The sequence below is a fragment of the Acinetobacter lwoffii genome (assembly GCF_019343495.1).
GTDB lineage: Bacteria > Pseudomonadota > Gammaproteobacteria > Pseudomonadales > Moraxellaceae > Acinetobacter > Acinetobacter lwoffii_P.
Window position 1 is genome coordinate 2,435,204 of the sequence record NZ_CP072549.1, and the last position, 16,078, is coordinate 2,451,281.

Consider the following 16,078-nt stretch of genomic DNA (forward strand, 5'->3'; position numbering starts at 1 on the left):
AACGCAAATGAACGCAAATGAACGCAAATGAACGCAAATGAACGCAAATGAACGCAAATGAACGCAAATGAAAAAGAGAAAATTTAAGAATATATAAAAAAACCCCGCACTAAGCGGGGTTTTCTTTATCTACGTATTTAAGAATTAAACACGTTCGATCACTGTTGCAATACCTTGACCAAGACCGATACACATCGTCGCAAGACCGATTTGTGTATCTTGCTGTTCCATCACGTTCAACAATGTTGTTGTGATACGCGCACCAGAACAACCCAATGGGTGACCCAATGCAATCGCGCCACCGTTATGGTTCACGATGTCTTGCTTGTCATAAATGCCTAAGCCTTTAAGAACAGACAGACCTTGTGCAGCAAAAGCTTCGTTCAATTCAAAAGTCTGGATATCAGCAATTGACAAGCCAGCGCGTTTCAACGCTTTTTGCGTTGCCGGAACCGGACCATATCCCATGATCGCAGCATCACAGCCCGCAACCGCCATAGAGCGAATCACAGCACGTGGCTTAAGACCTAAAGCTTGAGCACGTTCAGCAGACATCAACAACATTGCAGAAGCACCATCAGACAATGCTGAAGATGTTGCCGCAGTTACTGTACCGCCTTTCGGATCGAAGACTGGACGCAAAGATTTGAACGATTCAAGGTTCGCATCTGGACGGATCACTTCATCGATATCACACAGGATTTTGTAGCCATCTGCATTATGACCTTCAATGCCGACGATCTCATTCTGGAATAGACCGTTTTCAGTCGCAGCCCAGGCACGGCGATGTGATTCCACACCAAACGCATCCTGTTCTTCACGGCTAATACCGTTCATGCGACCCAGCATTTCAGCAGTTAAGCCCATCATGTTCGACGCTTTAGCATAATGCTTAGACGCTTCAGGGTTCAGGTCGATGCCGTGCATCATGCCGACATGGCCCATGTGCTCAACACCACCGATGATGAAGATATCACCCTGGTTCGTTGCAATTTGCGCAGCCGCAGTATGAATCGCCTGCATAGACGAACCACAAAGACGGTTCACCGTTTGACCTGCAACAGTCTTCGGCAGGTCTGCTAGTAATGCGATATTACGGGCAATGTTCATCCCTTGTTCTAGGGTTTGGTTCACACAGCCCCAGATTACGTCTTCAACTTCATGCGGGTCAAATTCGTTACGTACCAAAAGGGCACGGACAAGCTCAGCAGACATCGAGTCAGCACGTACATTGCGGAACATACCGTTTTTGGTTTTACCCATTGCTGAACGTACGCCATCAACGATGACAACGTCACGTGGATTTAAAGTAGCCATTCACGTTGCTCCTTAACCGTAGAATTTTTTGTTGTTAGCAGCCATTTCGCGCAACATTTCTGGCGCTTCATAAGCTTTACCAAGGTGCGCATACTTATTGCAAAGCGCAACATACTCAGCTACACCGGTTTGATCGATGTAACGGCATGGACCACCACGGAATGGAGGGAAACCAACACCCATAATCATGGCCATATCTGCTTCAGCAGCAGTGGCTACAATGTTGTCTTCCAGGCAACGAACAGTTTCGTTACAGAAAGCCAGCATCATGCGATCAATGATTTCCTGAGCATCAAATTCACGTTTTTCCGCAGTTGCAACAGAGGCCACAAGCTCATACGCAGTTGGATCAACCACTTTGGCTTTTTTGCCTTTACGGTCAAGTTCATACTTGTAGAAACCAACGTCGTTCTTTTGACCCAGACGTTTGTTTTCGTACATCACCTGAATCGAACCTTTGAAATCAGGTTTCATGCGATCAGGGAAGCCTTCAGCCATCACTTCTGCACCGTGTACGCCAGTGTCGATACCGACCACGTCCATCAGGTAAGCAGGGCCCATAGGCCAGCCGAATTTTTCCATCACTTTATCGATTTGCTGGAAGTCAGCGCCATCTTTCAGCAACAGGTCAAATGCGCCGAAGTAAGGGAACAATACGCGGTTCACCAGGAAGCCCGGGCAGTCATTGACCACGATTGGTGTTTTACCCATCTTCTGAGCCAGAACGACTGTGGTTGCAATCGCTTCGTCAGAAGTCTTCGCACCACGAATCACTTCAACCAGTGGCATCATGTGTACCGGGTTAAAGAAGTGCATGCCCACGAAGTTTTCAGGACGTTCCAGATTTTCAGCCAGACGCGTGATTGAAATCGTAGAAGTATTTGAAGCAATAATGGTGTTATCACGAACTTTGGCTTCAGTTTCTTTCAGCACGATGCCTTTGACTTTCGGGTTTTCCGTTACCGCTTCAATCACGATGTCGACTTCTTTGAATTCGTCATAGCTGAGAGTCGGGCGGATACGTGCAAGCGTTTCACCCATTTGCGCAGGCTTCATCTTCTTGCGTTCAACCTGTTTGGTCAGTAAGCCATTGGCTTCTTTCATACCCAAAGCCAGTTGCGGGTTACCGATGTCTTTCATGATGATCGGTGTGCCTTTGCTTGCTGCCTGATAAGCAATACCACCACCCATGATACCTGCGCCTAGAACAGCCGCCTGGTTCACTGGATGCGCACCTTTTTCATAGCGCTTCGAGGTTTTTTTCACGATCTGGTCGTTTAGGAACAAACCGATCAAGGCACCTGCTTGTGGTGTGACTGCTGCTTTGGCAAAGCCTTCAGCTTCAGCTTTCAGCGCGTCATCACGATGCAGGCTCGCACCCGTTTGTAATGAATCAAGCAATAATTTTGGCGCAGGGTATTGAGCCGGATTGGCTTTGGCCAGAACCATGCCTTTCGATGAGTTAAACGCCATCATCTGTTCGATCGGGCTGAGTTTAACTGGATCGAGTTTTTCCTGACGCTTGGTTTTCCAGTCTAAACGGCCATGAATCGCCTGTTTTACCAGATCAAGTGCAGCATCTTGTAGCTTGTCAGCAGGAACGACAGCATCGACTGCGCCGTCTTTCAGTGCAGCAGCTGGCTTCTTAGGATTGGCCATTGCCATCCATTCTACCGCGTTGTCGATACCGATTAGACGGCTTAAACGCACTGTACCACCGAAGCCCGGGAAGATACCCAGCTTGATTTCAGGCAGGCCCACTTGCGCCTGTTCTGACATGACACGGTAATCACACACCAGGCACATTTCGAAACCACCACCGAGTGCCATGCCATTAATGGCAGCCACTTTAGGAATGTCGAGGTCTTCGAAGCTGTTAAAAATTTCATGTACTGGCATTGCCCAGTCAACAATCGCTTGTTCACCCTGAGCAAAGTTGTCGCCGAATTCAGTGATATCAGCACCTACAATAAATGTAGATTTGCCTGAAGTCACAATCAGACCTTGAATATCGGCATGGGAGACGGCTTCGATAGCAGCCTTGAAATCTTCAATCGTTGCACGGTTGAATTTGTTAACGGACTCACCTTGTAAGTCAAAGCGGAATTCTGCAATCCCGTCCTCAAGCATTTGGACGGTAATGGCATTGCCAGCGTGGATCATGCCCTGATCTCCTTTATTTTGGAGGACTTCTAAGTTGATGTTGTGAAGCAAGTGCGCATGTCCCGCGCACTTTTTGACTTCGCTAATCTTACGATAACTATATCCAAAAAGAACATAACAAGTTGTATCAAGCCGTGACGCAATGGTCATCAATTTCTGCCGGCTTGATCCGACCGGTTATAATTTTTCCTTTCAGTTTCTTATAGCCCGATGAACCAAAGATTCTGTTTCAATTCATTATTTTTTATCAATCAGCCTGATAAATATGGAGCAGGGTGACTGATTTTCAAGGTGTATTTCTAGCGGAGTTTTGTCAATTCAGTCAATTTCTATCCTTGAACTTGCCATTTTTAGCCTCGAAGTATGCTGAGCGCAGGGCTTTCAGGTCTTTGCTGATAGTATTTAATCAGCACAAATAACAGTGTATTAGATCATTTGAGTTACTGAACTTTTCTGATGAGATCGAAAATGGGAACGATCCTGTCGATGTGTGATTTAAAATAATTTCCATCCTGCCGGGTTGAATCACTGTCATCTGCTATGGAATTGTTTATGATGATCTTGCACTTAGATATGGGGGATATCGATGCACGTATTTCGTTCTAAAAAAGACTGGTGGCTGCTGGCTTTTGTGATTTGTATGAGTGGCCTGTTGCTGCAACTACTGCTGACCATGCAGGCCAAAGGCACTATGCAGCAATATCCGCTGCACACTGCGGTTTATGTCCTGACTATTATCATTTTATGGTGGCCGCTGTGGAGTACGCGCTATGTTATGGACAATGGGGTGTTGACCATAAAAAGCCTGTGGTTAAGCTGGAAGATTCCGTTAAGTGAAATCCAATCCATTCAGCCCACAGACCACTCTATCATTGCGCCAGCCTTATCTTTAAAGCGTCTGCGGATTGACTATACTGATGTGGGCGTGCAGAAATTTATATTGGTTTCACCCAAAGATCAAACTGCTTTTATACAGGTGCTTCAGCCGAATAAAAACTGATATCGAGTCTGCCTTAGTTAAGCTTTTGCTTGCTCAGGCAGAACCACCAGCTGTCCATCGACACAGTCCAGATGCAGACTGAACTGCTCAGGCTGGTTTAAAAAATACAGCGCCAGAATCGGCTCCAGTTCGGTACGCATCTTGCGGCCTAAATGTCGGGCGCCGTAACGAATATCATGGTCCTGATAGAAATAGGCTTTGGCTGAAGCGCTTAAATGCACGCTGCGTTGCTGATGTTGCAAGCGCTTGTTCAGTTTATCCAGTTCAATTTCGACCAGACGTGGCAGCGCATCATGCTGTACCGCCTGATAATTTAGGCTGCGGTCAATCCGGTTCAGAAACTCGGGGTCGAATTTACGCTGCATGACTTTTTCAATGATGCGCTGGGTGGGAACGCGCTTCAGACACAGGGCCTGCATTTTCTCAGGCAGATAGCTGAGTTTGTCCAGATATTGCTGCGCCGCCTGTGCCCCGACATTGCTGGTCATAAAGATCATGCAGTTGCGAAAATCGATAGTTTTAGTGCCCGCTGTCAAAGTCAGCCGGCCAGTATCCAGCACGTTCATCAAGCCGCGAATCACCTCGTTACTGGCTTTTTCCAGCTCATCAAACAGCATGATGCCGGGCCGGGTGTGGCTGCCGGCAATCGCAGTTTCATCAAACAGGCTGTGACCTTCCTTTGATCCCACATAACCAGGCGGTGCGCCGGTCAAAGCCGCTGCATAATGTTCCTGTGCCAGAGTATTCATATCAATCCGGCAAAAGGCATCCGGGCGGCCATAGATCGCTTCGGCAATCAGACGCACAGTTTCTGTTTTACCGACGCCAGTAGGACCTAGCATCAAGGTAACCGACAAAGGGCGATCCGGACTGGAAAAATCTGCCTTGACCACATGCAGCATTTTTTCAATTTCATTTAGGGCTGCATCCTGCCCAATAATCCGTTCACGTAGCAGCTGCATTACATTATTTGGCTCGAAATGAAAACGCGGTTTGCCAATCAGGCGATCACGTTCAGACAGACTATGGGTGGAGGGTTGAACAATATGAATGTCCGATTGCTGCAGGGTCATGCGAATCATCTCAAAACTAGACTTTTTGAGCATAACAAAGTTAAAGGTTGAAATTTATAGCTTTTAACAATCAGGTTATGTCGTGAGGATTATAGATTGGGGGGATAACCCGACAGGAACTTTAAGATTGGATGGCAACTTCAGGGGAATTTTGTGTTTTTGCTTGAAAATGACGCAACAATCATCACATATATCTGCAGATTGTAGGTGAAAAATAGGCTTTAGGTGAACGAAAACGCACGCCCCCATATTGAAAAAATCCTGGTGAATATGACCAGCCTGCCCGGGGTCTACCGGATGTATGGCAAAGACGGTGAATTATTGTATGTGGGTAAAGCCAAAAACCTGAAAAACCGGGTCTCCAGCTATTTTGTCAAAACGCTGGATCATCCCAAAACCCAGGCCTTGGTGGCACGGATTTATGATATCCAGACCCTGGTGGTACGTTCTGAAACTGAAGCCTTGTTGCTGGAACAGAACCTGATCAAGCTGCATCATCCGCCCTATAACATCATGCTGCGTGATGACAAATCTTATGTCTATATTTTTGTTTCGGCAGATAAACCCTATCCGCGTTTAGCCAGTGGGCGCGGCAAGGGCAAGCACCAGGTGGGTAAGTTTTTTGGACCTTATCCGAGTGCGTATACCGCCCGGGATACTCTGGTGGTGCTACAAAAACTGTTCAATGTGCGTTCCTGTGAAAACAGTTTTTTTGCCAACCGGACCCGGCCATGTCTGCAATACCAGATCAAACGCTGCTCTGCGCCCTGTGTCGGATTTATTTCTCCGGAAGACTATAAGGCAGATGTCGATAACTCGATCCGCTTTTTGCAGGGCGATACCAAGGAGCTGAATCAGGAACTGATCACAAAAATGGAAGCGGCCGCTGAAGCGCTGGAATTTGAAAAAGCGGTGTTCTATCGTGACCGGATGGCGTTGTTAAGAGACGTACAGTCGCAGCAGGCGATCTATAAGCTCAAAGGTGAAGCCGATATCCTGTCGATTGCCTATCAGGCCGGGGTGACCTGTGTGCAGATCATGCATGTGCGCAATGGTAAAATGCTAGGTGGAAAAAGTTATTTCCCGGATATGCTTAGTGATGACCTAGGGCAGATGCTGGCCGATTTTATTGCCAATTTTTATTTTCAGGTAGCCGATGAAATCCCGGCTGAACTGATTGTCAATCTGGAAGTGGCTGACCGCAAGGAACTGGAAGCAGCATTGTCGCAGCATTTTGGCAAGAAAATCCAGATCAAGTCCAAAGTCCGTGAAACCCGGGCCGAATGGCTAGAACTGGCGCAGATGAATGTACAGCACGCGATTCAGGGTAAGCTGGCCAATCATATAGAATTAAATGAGCGTTTTCATCAGCTGGAGCAGGTGGTCGGCCGTCCGGTAGACCGGATCGAGTGCTTCGATATTTCACATACCATGGGCGAAGATACCGTGGCATCCTGTGTAGTCTTTGATAGTGGTGGTGCGCGCAAGCGCGATTATCGCCAGTTTTCCATTCACGATATTCAGGCGGGCGATGACTATGCCGCCATGCGTCAGGCGCTGACCCGTCGTTATAAGAAAGCCCTGTTGCCGGACTTGCTGCTGATTGATGGTGGCAAGGGGCAATTGCACATGGCGATGGAGGTTATGCAGGAACTAGGTCTGGATGCCTTTATGGTTGGTGTGTCTAAAGGTGAGGGGCGTAAGCCCGGTCTGGAAACCCTGCACTTTACCGATGGCAGTAAAATTCAATTACCGGAAGATCATAAGGCGCTGCATCTGATTCAGCAGGTACGTGATGAAGCACACCGCTTTGCGATTACCAAGCATCGTGCCAAACGCGATAAAAAGCGTGGTTCATCAGTGCTGGAAGTTATTCCGGGGCTCGGACCAAAACGCCGTCGGGATTTGCTGACCCATTTTGGCGGGATTCAGGGCGTACTGAAAGCCTCAGAACGAGATCTGCAACTGGTACCGGGACTGGGTTCAGTCATGGCCCGGATGATTTATAAAGTGCTGCATGAATGACGCGTGGCTTAAATGCAAGGGCCAAAGTGCGCATTGACGCTTGGGTCACGTGACATTCACAACCTGAAGAATTTTGCCGAATATACTGAGCATCAAGACTTACTGAGGGATCAACATGTCTTTGCATGCACTTTATGCACAAATTGCCGAACAGGAATGGGTAGAGTTTCCACAGGGATGGTTACAGGGTCGTACTCTGTATGGTGGTCTGGCTGCCGCGATGATGATGCAAAAAGCCGTCACTCACATCAATGATCCGGCCAAGCATTTGCTGAGTTGCAGTGTGACCTTTGTCGGCCCGATTCAGCAAGCCAAAGTACGACTGAGTGCCGAAATCCTGCGGCAAGGCAAGTCAGTGACCACGATTGAAGTGCGCTTATGGCAGGACGACGCGGTGCAAAGTATTCTGATTGCCAGTTTCGGTATTTCCCGTGATTCAGAGATTCAGGTACAGCAACAAGCTCAAGCACCTGACTATGCTGTGCCAGAGCAGCTGTTTCAGATTCCTGCGGGTTATGGCATGCCAGACTGTTATGACCATTTCGAAGTAGCCTGGGCGGATATCAATCTGCCTTGTAGTGCCAGTCCTCGTCCGGACTTTGGTGGCTGGTGCCGATTTCATCCTGAAAAGCATCACAATCGTGAATTTTTGGTCGCCGACCTGATGGCCATCTTTGATATCTGGCCACCCGGGGTGTTACCGATGTTTAAAAACATGGCACCTGCGAGTAGTCTGACCTGGACAGTGACCTATGTGCATCCGGTTCAACATCAATTGCATGATTGGTTTAAATATAAAGTATTTACCGACTATGCTGCGGATGGTTATGCGACGGAGCATGCCTATCTCTGGGATGCCGAAAATCGCCTGATTGCGATGGCAAGACAAACAGTGACGGTGTTTGCCTAGTGACACTGCAAGTCAATTCGTATAAAGTGAAGCCTATTAATGATGGATCAAACCTCTAAAAAAGTGTGCATTTTCATCGTACATGAGGGGAACAATTGGCGGTGTCTATGACTACAGGTCGTATCCTGAATATTCCAAATATCTTGACCTTGGCGCGTATCGCTCTTATTCCGGTATTTTTATTGGTGGCTTACTGGCCGCCTGCAATGGGCTTTGATGCTCATAACCCCGATATGACGCGGCATATCATTTTAACCACGATCTTTGTGGTGGCTGCGGTAACGGACTGGTTTGATGGCTATCTGGCACGTACATTAAACCAGACTTCCGCTTTTGGGCGGTTTCTCGATCCGGTTGCAGATAAATTGATGGTCGCAGCTGCACTGATTGTATTGGTGCAATGGCAGCCTTCCATGTCGATGGCTTTTGCTGCGATTGTGATTATTTCGCGTGAAATTACCGTTTCAGCCCTGCGTGAATGGATGGCAGAACTCGGTGCGCGGACCAATGTTGCGGTTTCAACGGTGGGTAAATACAAAACTGCTTTCCAGATGATCGCCATCACCGTATTTCTGTTAAATTGGCCACCGCTGGAAATGCTGGCGTATGCCTTGCTATACACCGCAGTGGTACTCACCTTATGGTCGATGTTCATTTATCTGAAAGCGGCTTGGCCATATCTGAAACAGCCTTAATCGAAATGAAAAGAGAAGCTCCTTGAAAGGGGGCTTTTTTTATGCGCTTAAATTATCAAGCCAATCGGCAAATTGCAGGCAAAAAAATACCCAGCCTTTGGGGGAAGAACTGGGATGAAATCGGGGTATTTGTTGCTTGTTATTATAGTTATTCAAAGATATCTCATCTTCTTAGGGCTTATTATAGAGATGTGATTTTTTTAAATCATGTGGCTTCTTGTAGCAGAATGTTGTGTTTTGTGATTACTCTGTATATTGCTTTTACAATCCATTATTTTGATACAAATCTGAATGTTTTTCAGCAGGATAGTGACTGACTAGATAGACGAAATAGGGTAAGTGATAATCTGTTTTTGTACCCTAAATATTGGTTAGTAAGATTTGCTAGATTAGTCAAAAAATCCCTTGAGATAGGGGATAGATTTATGCCTACGCGGATTTCATCCTTGTCTTGAGTAATGTTTAGAACAACGTATAAAAAAAGAATCCCCAAAGTTGGAGATTCTTTTAGATTAAAGCCTACGCGCGCTTTCAGCGCTTGTCTTGCGTAATTTTTAAAGCAATGCTTTAAAAATTACTCAGGCTTCAGCCCTTCGGCTTTTTCTAGGGATGCATCATTGTTAAAGAACTTTTCACGCTGTTCTTCAAGAAACTTTTTCGCATCTGCTTCAAACACGTTCAAACGCTTTTCATTAATTAGCGTAGTCTGGTGTTTTAGCCATTCTTGCCAAGCCTGTTTAGACACGGTGTCAAACAATTCCTGACCCTTTGGCCCCGGGAATGGAGCAAAGTCTAAACCTTCCATGTCCGCCTGATACTTACGGCAAAAAACTTGTCGAGACATATCCATACTCCAAAATTATGCGTAAAGTTGTTCCAAACGCGCATGTGCACGCTCAATGGCTGCTTTCACTTGAGCAGGCGCGGTGCCACCAATGTGATTACGGGCATTTACCGAAGCTTCAAGAGTTAGGGCTTTTTCAAATACGTCTGCTTGAATCAGGTCAGAGAACTGTTGCAGTTGTTCGAGTGTCAATTCAGACAGGTCTTTAGATTCTTGTACACCGAGTGCAACCGCTTTACCTACAATCTCGTGTGCATCACGGAATGCAACGCCATTTTTCACCAAGTAATCAGCTAGGTCAGTCGCAGTTGAGAAACCACGTAATGCTGCTTCACGCATTTCGGTAATGTTTGGAACCAGTGCAGGAATCATGTCGGCAAATGCCATGAGTGAACCACGAACTGTATCGATCGCATCAAATAATGGCTCTTTATCTTCCTGATTGTCTTTGTTGTAAGCAAGTGGCTGGCCTTTCATTAGAGTCAACAGGCTCATTAGATCGCCATAGACACGGCCGGTTTTACCACGTACCAGTTCAGGGACATCCGGATTTTTCTTCTGTGGCATGATCGAAGAACCAGTACAGAAACGATCCGGAATATTCACGAATTTAAACTGTGCAGATGTCCATAGAATCAGTTCTTCAGACATACGTGATAAATGCATCATAATTAAAGATGCAGCGGCATTAAATTCAATCGCAAAGTCACGATCCGATACTGCATCCAGCGAGTTTTCAGCAACAGCTTCAAAACCTAGCAGTTCAGCAGTATAAGCACGGTCGATTGGATAAGTAGTACCTGCAAGTGCAGCAGAACCAAGCGGCATACGGTTGACACGCTTACGGCAATCAATCAGACGTTCTGAATCGCGTACCAGCATTTCAAACCAAGCCATTAGATGATGACCAAAAGTCACTGGCTGAGCGGTTTGCAAGTGGGTGAAGCCTGGCATGATGGTGTCGGTGTTTTTAGCCGCTAAGCTTAAAATACCTTTTTGTAATTTTTTCAGTAATTCCAGGATGCTATCGATTTCATCGCGTACATAAAGACGGATATCTGTAGCCACCTGGTCATTACGGCTACGACCGGTATGCAGTTTCTTGCCAGTAATGCCGATACGTTGAGTCAGGCGTGACTCAATGTTCATGTGGACATCTTCTAAATCAATGCGCCATTCAAAGTTGCCTGCTTCAATATCGGCTTGAATCGCTGTCAGACCTTCAATAATGTCATCGCGTTCTTGCGTGGTCAGTACGCCCACTTTTGCCAGCATGGTTGCATGGGCAATCGAGCCTGCAATATCTTGTTTATAAAAACGTTGGTCAAATTGAACAGATGCTGTAAATTCAGCAACAAAAGCATCAGTCGCTTCAGAGAAACGACCGCCCCACATACCCGAAGTCTGGGCGTGTGATGGATTAGAGGAATTAGAAGATGTGGTCATGTCGGCTCAATCAGATTAAAAGCAGTAGAACGAAAAAGAGTATAACAAATTCAAAGCCCATTGCCGAAGTCACATCTGCTCAATCTTTTACATCGATAAACGAACAGACGCAAAATTCCTATTTTTTTAGCCAGATCGGCAATCTACGCTATTTGCTGGAACTGTTTGCTGGCGGCAATATTCTGGCCATGATTCTGGCGCTTGCAGAAGCGCAATCCTGGCAGGCTTTGAATGGAATGCACCTGCTGCAAAATATCCTGTATATCAACTGGGTACTGTTATGTTTCGCAGCACTGGTCGAGCTGTTCCATCAAGCCTTTCAACGTATGGGAATCAAATTGGCTTTGATTTCTGGATTTCTGCTGTTACAGGCAATTGTACTGCTCACTACGGTGAACCTGAATATCTTGATATATTTTGGACAGAATTTTAATTTTCAGGATTTAAACCTGGCGATTGCGCTGGATCGGGTCGGACTCCATTTAAGTCTGGGAATTTTGCTGGGAACTTTCTGTTTTCGCTATCTTTATTTACGTGAGCAATGGGAGCAGCAGCAGCATAGTGAGTTGAATGCTAGGATTCAGGCCATGCAGGCACGGATTCAGCCGCATTTTTTGTTTAACAGCATGAACAGTGTGATCAGCCTGATCAGTATCAATCCGGATAAAGCCGAGCACATGCTGCTGAATTTGTCACGGTTATTTCGTGCCAGTTTTCAGGAATTAAAACTGGTCAGCCTGCAGGAGGAAATTGATCTGTGCCAGCGCTATCTGGAGATTGAGCAGATCCGTCTAGGTGAGCGTTTGCAGGTCAAATGGAAGTTAGAAAACAAAGACTTATACTCACAAGTTCAAATTCCATTATTAACTTTACAACCCTTGCTAGAAAATAGTATTTTCCATGGAGTTGAAAAAATTCTTACAAAGAGTACCATAAGCATATTGGTTGAAATATTGCAAAATCAAATTAATATCATCATAACGAACCCTTATGCACAGGATAATAAAACTTTAAAAAAGGGACATGGTATTGCAATAGAAAATGTCAGACAGCGTCTGCAAGCTTATTATGGACCCAGTGTGACTTTTCAAACCTTTGCCGGCGAAGGGATGTTTACGACGGTAGTGCGATATCAATATAAATAAAAATAAATCAAAGAAATCGCAGTTAGCTTTATCATTCATCTGATGATGTTAACTGAGTAAGGAGGAGAAATGGACATCCTGATTTGTGATGATGAGCCTTTGGCCGTCGAGCGTTTATCACGTTTAGTCTCTCAACTGGGGCATGATGTGGTGGCGACAGCAAGCCATGGCCGTCAAGCGATTGATCTGGCTCACCAATACGAACCCGATGTCATCCTATTAGATATTCAAATGCCTGAAATGAACGGACTGGCTTGTGCGCAACATTTGCGTCAACTGGATCCAATGCCGGCCATTGTCTTTTGTACGGCCTATGACCAACATGCGCTGGATGCATTTAAATCAAATGCCGAAGGCTACTTACTTAAACCGGTGATGCAACAGGAATTGGCACAGGTTTTAGAGCACTTAACTAAACTTACCCAAGCTCAAATGAGCCAACTAAAACAAAAAGAAAATATGGACGAAATCAATATCAGCCGCCAGCAGATTGCGGCAAAGACCTATCGTGGTGTCGAATTGGTGCCAGTTGAAAATATCTATTATTTTCTGGCGGATCAGAAATATGTCACTGTGCGTCATAAAAACGGCAGTGTATTGATTGATGAAACCTTAAAGGAGTTAGAGCAGGAGTTTGGGAACCAGTTTATCCGGATTCATCGTAATGCCTTGATCTCGGTGCATTATCTGGATGGTCTGGAAGTGGTGAGTTCTGGTCAGTATCAGGTACGTTGTCGTGAGCTGGACGATCGTTTGGCGGTTAGTCGGCGACATTTACCGTTTTTACGAGATCGGATTCAAAAGCTTTAGCGGGGGATGAATGAGAGCATTCAGTTGAAACTTGTATAAATTCACTTGCATTTTCAAGTGAGCAGGTTAAGTTTAGACTATTGTTCTCATTTACTGTTATTGAAATTTATGAAGACCCTAAAAATTGCAACTCGACAAAGTCCACTTGCGCTTTGGCAAGCGGAACACATCCGTGCGCGCCTACAAGATTTGTACGCTGGTTTGCAGGTCGAGTTAGTCACTTTTGTTACACAGGGCGATAAAATTCTAGATACACCACTGGCTAAAATTGGTGGAAAAGGACTGTTTGTAAAAGAATTAGAAGCCGCTTTACTGGATGGTCGTGCAGATCTGGCTGTGCATTCCATGAAAGATGTCCCGATGGCCTTGCCCGAAGGTCTGAGTCTGGCAGTGATCTGTGAACGTGAAGATCCCTTAGATGCCTTTGTGTCGAATACCTACACTAGTTTTGAAGAATTGCCACAAGGCGCCAAAGTCGGAACCTCAAGCTTGCGCCGTAAAACCCAGATTTTAAAACAGCGTCCAGATCTGGACATTATCGATTTACGCGGTAATGTCGGCACACGTTTATCTAAACTGGATGCAGGCCAGTATGATGCGATTATTCTGGCCAGTGCCGGTTTAAAACGCTTGGGTCTGGCAGAACGTATTCGTCATACTCTGACGCCTGAAGTCAGTCTGCCGGCCGTGGGTCAAGGGGCATTGGGACTGGAATGCCGTACTCATGATCAGACGGTGCTGGACTTGATTCAGCCACTCCTGCATGCGGATACAGATGCGTGTGTACGTGCCGAACGTGCCTTTAATGCCTATCTAGAAGGCGGCTGTCAGGTGCCGATTGCCGGTTATGCCACGCTCAAAGAGGGTGTGATTTCAATCGAAGGTCGTGTAGGCAGTATCGATGGAGCAGTTTTGCTCCGGGCACAGCAGACTGGAAAAACGGCAGATGCAGAGCAATTGGGTGTGAAGCTGGCAAAAGACTTGCTTGATCAAGGTGCTGGCGAGTTGCTGAAAGCACTCTATTCACACTGATGTTATTGATTAATACCCGCCCCAGTGATCGTGCTGCAGGTTTGACCCAGCAGTTACAGGCAGCGCAAGTGTCTGTTTTAGAATTGCCTTTGCTCGAACTGCATGCAATGCCTTATTCCGATGAGCTGTCGAGTTTGTATCAGCAGCTGGAGCAGGCACAGATTATTGTGGTGGTTAGCCCGACGGCTGCCCAGATTGGTATGCAATATTTGCAACAGGCTGGAGTCGCGCTCTCGACTTTGGCACAGGTGCATTGGGTGGCAGTGGGTAAAGCCACTGAACAGGCATTGGCGAGCTATGGCATTCATAGTCATGTGCCTGAGGTCGAAACTTCGGAAGGCATGCTGCAATTGCCTGTGTTGAAGCAACTGGCTTCTGGTTCAGGTGTAGCCTTCTGGCGCGGAGAAGGTGGTCGTCAATTTATGATGGATCATTTACGTGCCAGCAATATTAAAGTTTTAAACTTTATTTTGTACCGGCGGCAATGTCCTGAAACGACAGCAACGATTTTGGCAAAGAACCTGGGGCTGCTTAAGACGCAGCAGCGTTTTGCAGTTCTGATCACCAGTGAAGCAAGCTGGTTAAACTGGCTGGCACTTATGCAGGATGATGCAGAGTTCATGCAGCACGTCTGTTATTTGGTTTTGGGGCCACGTTTGGCTACTATTCTTGGGGAATATCAACAGCAGCATCAGGCAAGTTTTCAATTCGTAGAAATCGATGATTTAGACGCAAACACGATCTTGCAGAAAATGAGGCTGATATTAGGGAACGCATGAAGAAACTATTCATTGTATTGTTCATCTTGAGTATGGCGTGGCTAGTTAAGCTCAGCTACGACTTACATGTTCTGAATACAGCACAGACTGAATTCAATCAAAGCATCAATCAGTTACAGCAGCAAAATGCCAATCTCAATGATCAGTTCGTGGCTTTAAAACGCCAGATTTCTGCTCAGCAGGAAAATGCTGGAACCACTTCATCTAAAGCGTCAGGACGTGAAGTGACAATTGATGCAACGCAAAATGATATTGCCTTGGTACAGCAACATCTGGATCTGATCGAATTTGCACTGCAACAGCAACAATACGCCACTGCAATAGAAAAATTAACTCAGTTATCCAATGAGCTGGATGATTATGTTTTAGCGCCTGCCTTGGTCAGTAGTTTGCAGCAAGTAATTGCGAAAGATCAGGACATGCTGAAAAAATTCGTGAACAGCCGATTAGTGCAGCAAAATAAAGTAAAAGAACTCTTGGTGCAGATGGATGCTGAAATTGAAAAAGAAATTCAGACACCACATCGTCAGCGTCCAGAAACTCAACGCTCTTTCTGGCAGCGCTGGATTCAGGTTGAATCCGCAGATCAGCCAAGCACAGTCTTGATGCAACGGCATCTGGTACTGAAAGAGGCCCAGTTGCGCTTGCTCATCGCACAGAATACCTTACAAAAAGACCAATCTGTCGCTTTTCAGCAGGCACTGAATGCCGTGATTGAAGTCTTGGAACAATTGCCGGATGCACAGAGCCAAAAATGGATTCAGCAATTGTATCAAATCAAGGCCACCCCGATTACTCCGATTCCATTATTAAACACACGCACCCTAGTGGGCTAATTG

The 16,078-nt window shown here is 46.1% G+C and carries 15 protein-coding genes; 10 read left to right on the forward strand and 5 right to left on the reverse strand.

Translation table 11 applies throughout. From position 1 onward, the window contains the following. Positions 1-144: 144 nt before the first annotated feature. Complete coding sequence (gene fadA, locus J7649_RS11470) at positions 145-1,317, reverse strand: acetyl-CoA C-acyltransferase FadA (RefSeq protein WP_004729264.1); 1,173 nt, start codon at positions 1,315-1,317, stop codon at positions 145-147. A gap of 12 nt (positions 1,318-1,329) precedes the next feature. After that, positions 1,330-3,480: a fatty acid oxidation complex subunit alpha FadB gene (fadB, locus tag J7649_RS11475; RefSeq protein WP_219308139.1), complete on the reverse strand. Its 2,151-nt coding sequence runs from the start codon at positions 3,478-3,480 to the stop codon at positions 1,330-1,332. Positions 3,481-4,066: 586 nt separating this feature from the next. Between fadB and J7649_RS11480 the strand changes: the two genes are divergently transcribed. Next, a complete protein-coding gene (locus J7649_RS11480) occupies positions 4,067-4,480 on the forward strand; it encodes a PH domain-containing protein (RefSeq protein WP_219308141.1) in 414 nt (137 codons plus the stop codon). 17 nt (positions 4,481-4,497) lie between these two features. Here the strand turns inward: J7649_RS11480 and J7649_RS11485 are convergent, their stop codons facing one another. Next, a complete protein-coding gene (locus J7649_RS11485) occupies positions 4,498-5,553 on the reverse strand; it encodes an AAA family ATPase (RefSeq protein WP_219308144.1) in 1,056 nt (351 codons plus the stop codon). Positions 5,554-5,778: 225 nt separating this feature from the next. Between J7649_RS11485 and uvrC the strand changes: the two genes are divergently transcribed. The 4 genes from uvrC (at position 5,779) to J7649_RS11505 (ending at position 9,500) form a co-directional block, all read left to right on the forward strand. Next, positions 5,779-7,578 (forward strand): excinuclease ABC subunit UvrC, encoded by a 1,800-nt coding sequence (gene uvrC, locus J7649_RS11490; protein ID WP_219308146.1) that lies wholly within the window; start codon positions 5,779-5,781, stop codon positions 7,576-7,578. 115 nt (positions 7,579-7,693) lie between these two features. Next, entirely contained in the window at positions 7,694-8,488 is a 795-nt protein-coding gene (locus J7649_RS11495) for a thioesterase family protein (RefSeq protein WP_219308148.1), read from the forward strand. 107 nt (positions 8,489-8,595) lie between these two features. Then, positions 8,596-9,183: a CDP-diacylglycerol--glycerol-3-phosphate 3-phosphatidyltransferase gene (pgsA, locus tag J7649_RS11500; RefSeq protein WP_016806864.1), complete on the forward strand. Its 588-nt coding sequence runs from the start codon at positions 8,596-8,598 to the stop codon at positions 9,181-9,183. A 41-nt stretch (positions 9,184-9,224) separates the two neighbouring features. After that, entirely contained in the window at positions 9,225-9,500 is a 276-nt protein-coding gene (locus J7649_RS11505) for a hypothetical protein (protein WP_219308150.1), read from the forward strand. Positions 9,501-9,757: 257 nt separating this feature from the next. Here J7649_RS11505 and J7649_RS11510 read toward each other — a convergent pair whose 3' ends face one another. Both J7649_RS11510 and argH read right to left on the reverse strand, forming a co-directional pair. Continuing rightward, on the reverse strand, positions 9,758-10,027 hold the full coding sequence (locus J7649_RS11510) for an oxidative damage protection protein (protein ID WP_004278636.1): 270 nt from the start codon (positions 10,025-10,027) through the stop codon (positions 9,758-9,760). 15 nt (positions 10,028-10,042) lie between these two features. Continuing rightward, positions 10,043-11,473, reverse strand: coding sequence for an argininosuccinate lyase (argH, locus tag J7649_RS11515; RefSeq protein WP_219308152.1), 1,431 nt, complete (start codon positions 11,471-11,473; stop codon positions 10,043-10,045). On the opposite strand from argH, the gene J7649_RS11520 reads away from it, so the two are divergent. From J7649_RS11520 to J7649_RS11540, 5 genes are all read left to right on the forward strand, one after another. Continuing rightward, complete coding sequence (locus tag J7649_RS11520) at positions 11,464-12,618, forward strand: sensor histidine kinase (protein ID WP_219308154.1); 1,155 nt, start codon at positions 11,464-11,466, stop codon at positions 12,616-12,618. The genes argH and J7649_RS11520 overlap by 10 nt on opposite strands. Before the next feature lie 69 nt (positions 12,619-12,687). After that, a complete protein-coding gene (locus tag J7649_RS11525; protein ID WP_004278633.1) occupies positions 12,688-13,428 on the forward strand; it encodes a LytR/AlgR family response regulator transcription factor in 741 nt (246 codons plus the stop codon). 108 nt (positions 13,429-13,536) lie between these two features. After that, entirely contained in the window at positions 13,537-14,460 is a 924-nt protein-coding gene (hemC, locus tag J7649_RS11530; RefSeq protein ID WP_219308157.1) for a hydroxymethylbilane synthase, read from the forward strand. Next, on the forward strand, positions 14,460-15,239 hold the full coding sequence (locus J7649_RS11535) for a uroporphyrinogen-III synthase (protein WP_004278631.1): 780 nt from the start codon (positions 14,460-14,462) through the stop codon (positions 15,237-15,239). The genes hemC and J7649_RS11535 overlap by 1 nt, the downstream gene beginning before the upstream one ends. Next, positions 15,236-16,075 carry a hypothetical protein gene (locus tag J7649_RS11540; protein WP_004647307.1) on the forward strand — a complete coding sequence of 280 codons (840 nt, stop codon included), beginning with the start codon at positions 15,236-15,238 and terminating at the stop codon, positions 16,073-16,075. The genes J7649_RS11535 and J7649_RS11540 overlap by 4 nt, the downstream gene beginning before the upstream one ends. Positions 16,076-16,078 lie beyond the last annotated feature (3 nt).

Bases quoted from the DNA above. Each gene is read 5' to 3' on its own strand.
- fadA (WP_004729264.1), bottom strand. From the start codon at position 1,317: ATGGCTACTTTAAATCCACGTGACGTTGTCATCGTTGATGGCGTACGT.
- fadB (WP_219308139.1), bottom strand. From the start codon at position 3,480: ATGATCCACGCTGGCAATGCCATTACCGTCCAAATGCTTGAGGACGGG.
- J7649_RS11480 (WP_219308141.1), top strand. From the start codon at position 4,067: ATGCACGTATTTCGTTCTAAAAAAGACTGGTGGCTGCTGGCTTTTGTG.
- J7649_RS11485 (WP_219308144.1), bottom strand. From the start codon at position 5,553: ATGACCCTGCAGCAATCGGACATTCATATTGTTCAACCCTCCACCCAT.
- J7649_RS11495 (WP_219308148.1), top strand. From the start codon at position 7,694: ATGTCTTTGCATGCACTTTATGCACAAATTGCCGAACAGGAATGGGTA.
- pgsA (WP_016806864.1), top strand. From the start codon at position 8,596: ATGACTACAGGTCGTATCCTGAATATTCCAAATATCTTGACCTTGGCG.
- J7649_RS11505 (WP_219308150.1), top strand. From the start codon at position 9,225: ATGCGCTTAAATTATCAAGCCAATCGGCAAATTGCAGGCAAAAAAATA.
- J7649_RS11510 (WP_004278636.1), bottom strand. From the start codon at position 10,027: ATGTCTCGACAAGTTTTTTGCCGTAAGTATCAGGCGGACATGGAAGGT.
- J7649_RS11520 (WP_219308154.1), top strand. From the start codon at position 11,464: ATGTGGTCATGTCGGCTCAATCAGATTAAAAGCAGTAGAACGAAAAAG.
- argH (WP_219308152.1), bottom strand. From the start codon at position 11,473: ATGACCACATCTTCTAATTCCTCTAATCCATCACACGCCCAGACTTCG.
- J7649_RS11525 (WP_004278633.1), top strand. From the start codon at position 12,688: ATGGACATCCTGATTTGTGATGATGAGCCTTTGGCCGTCGAGCGTTTA.
- hemC (WP_219308157.1), top strand. From the start codon at position 13,537: ATGAAGACCCTAAAAATTGCAACTCGACAAAGTCCACTTGCGCTTTGG.
- J7649_RS11535 (WP_004278631.1), top strand. From the start codon at position 14,460: ATGTTATTGATTAATACCCGCCCCAGTGATCGTGCTGCAGGTTTGACC.
- J7649_RS11540 (WP_004647307.1), top strand. From the start codon at position 15,236: ATGAAGAAACTATTCATTGTATTGTTCATCTTGAGTATGGCGTGGCTA.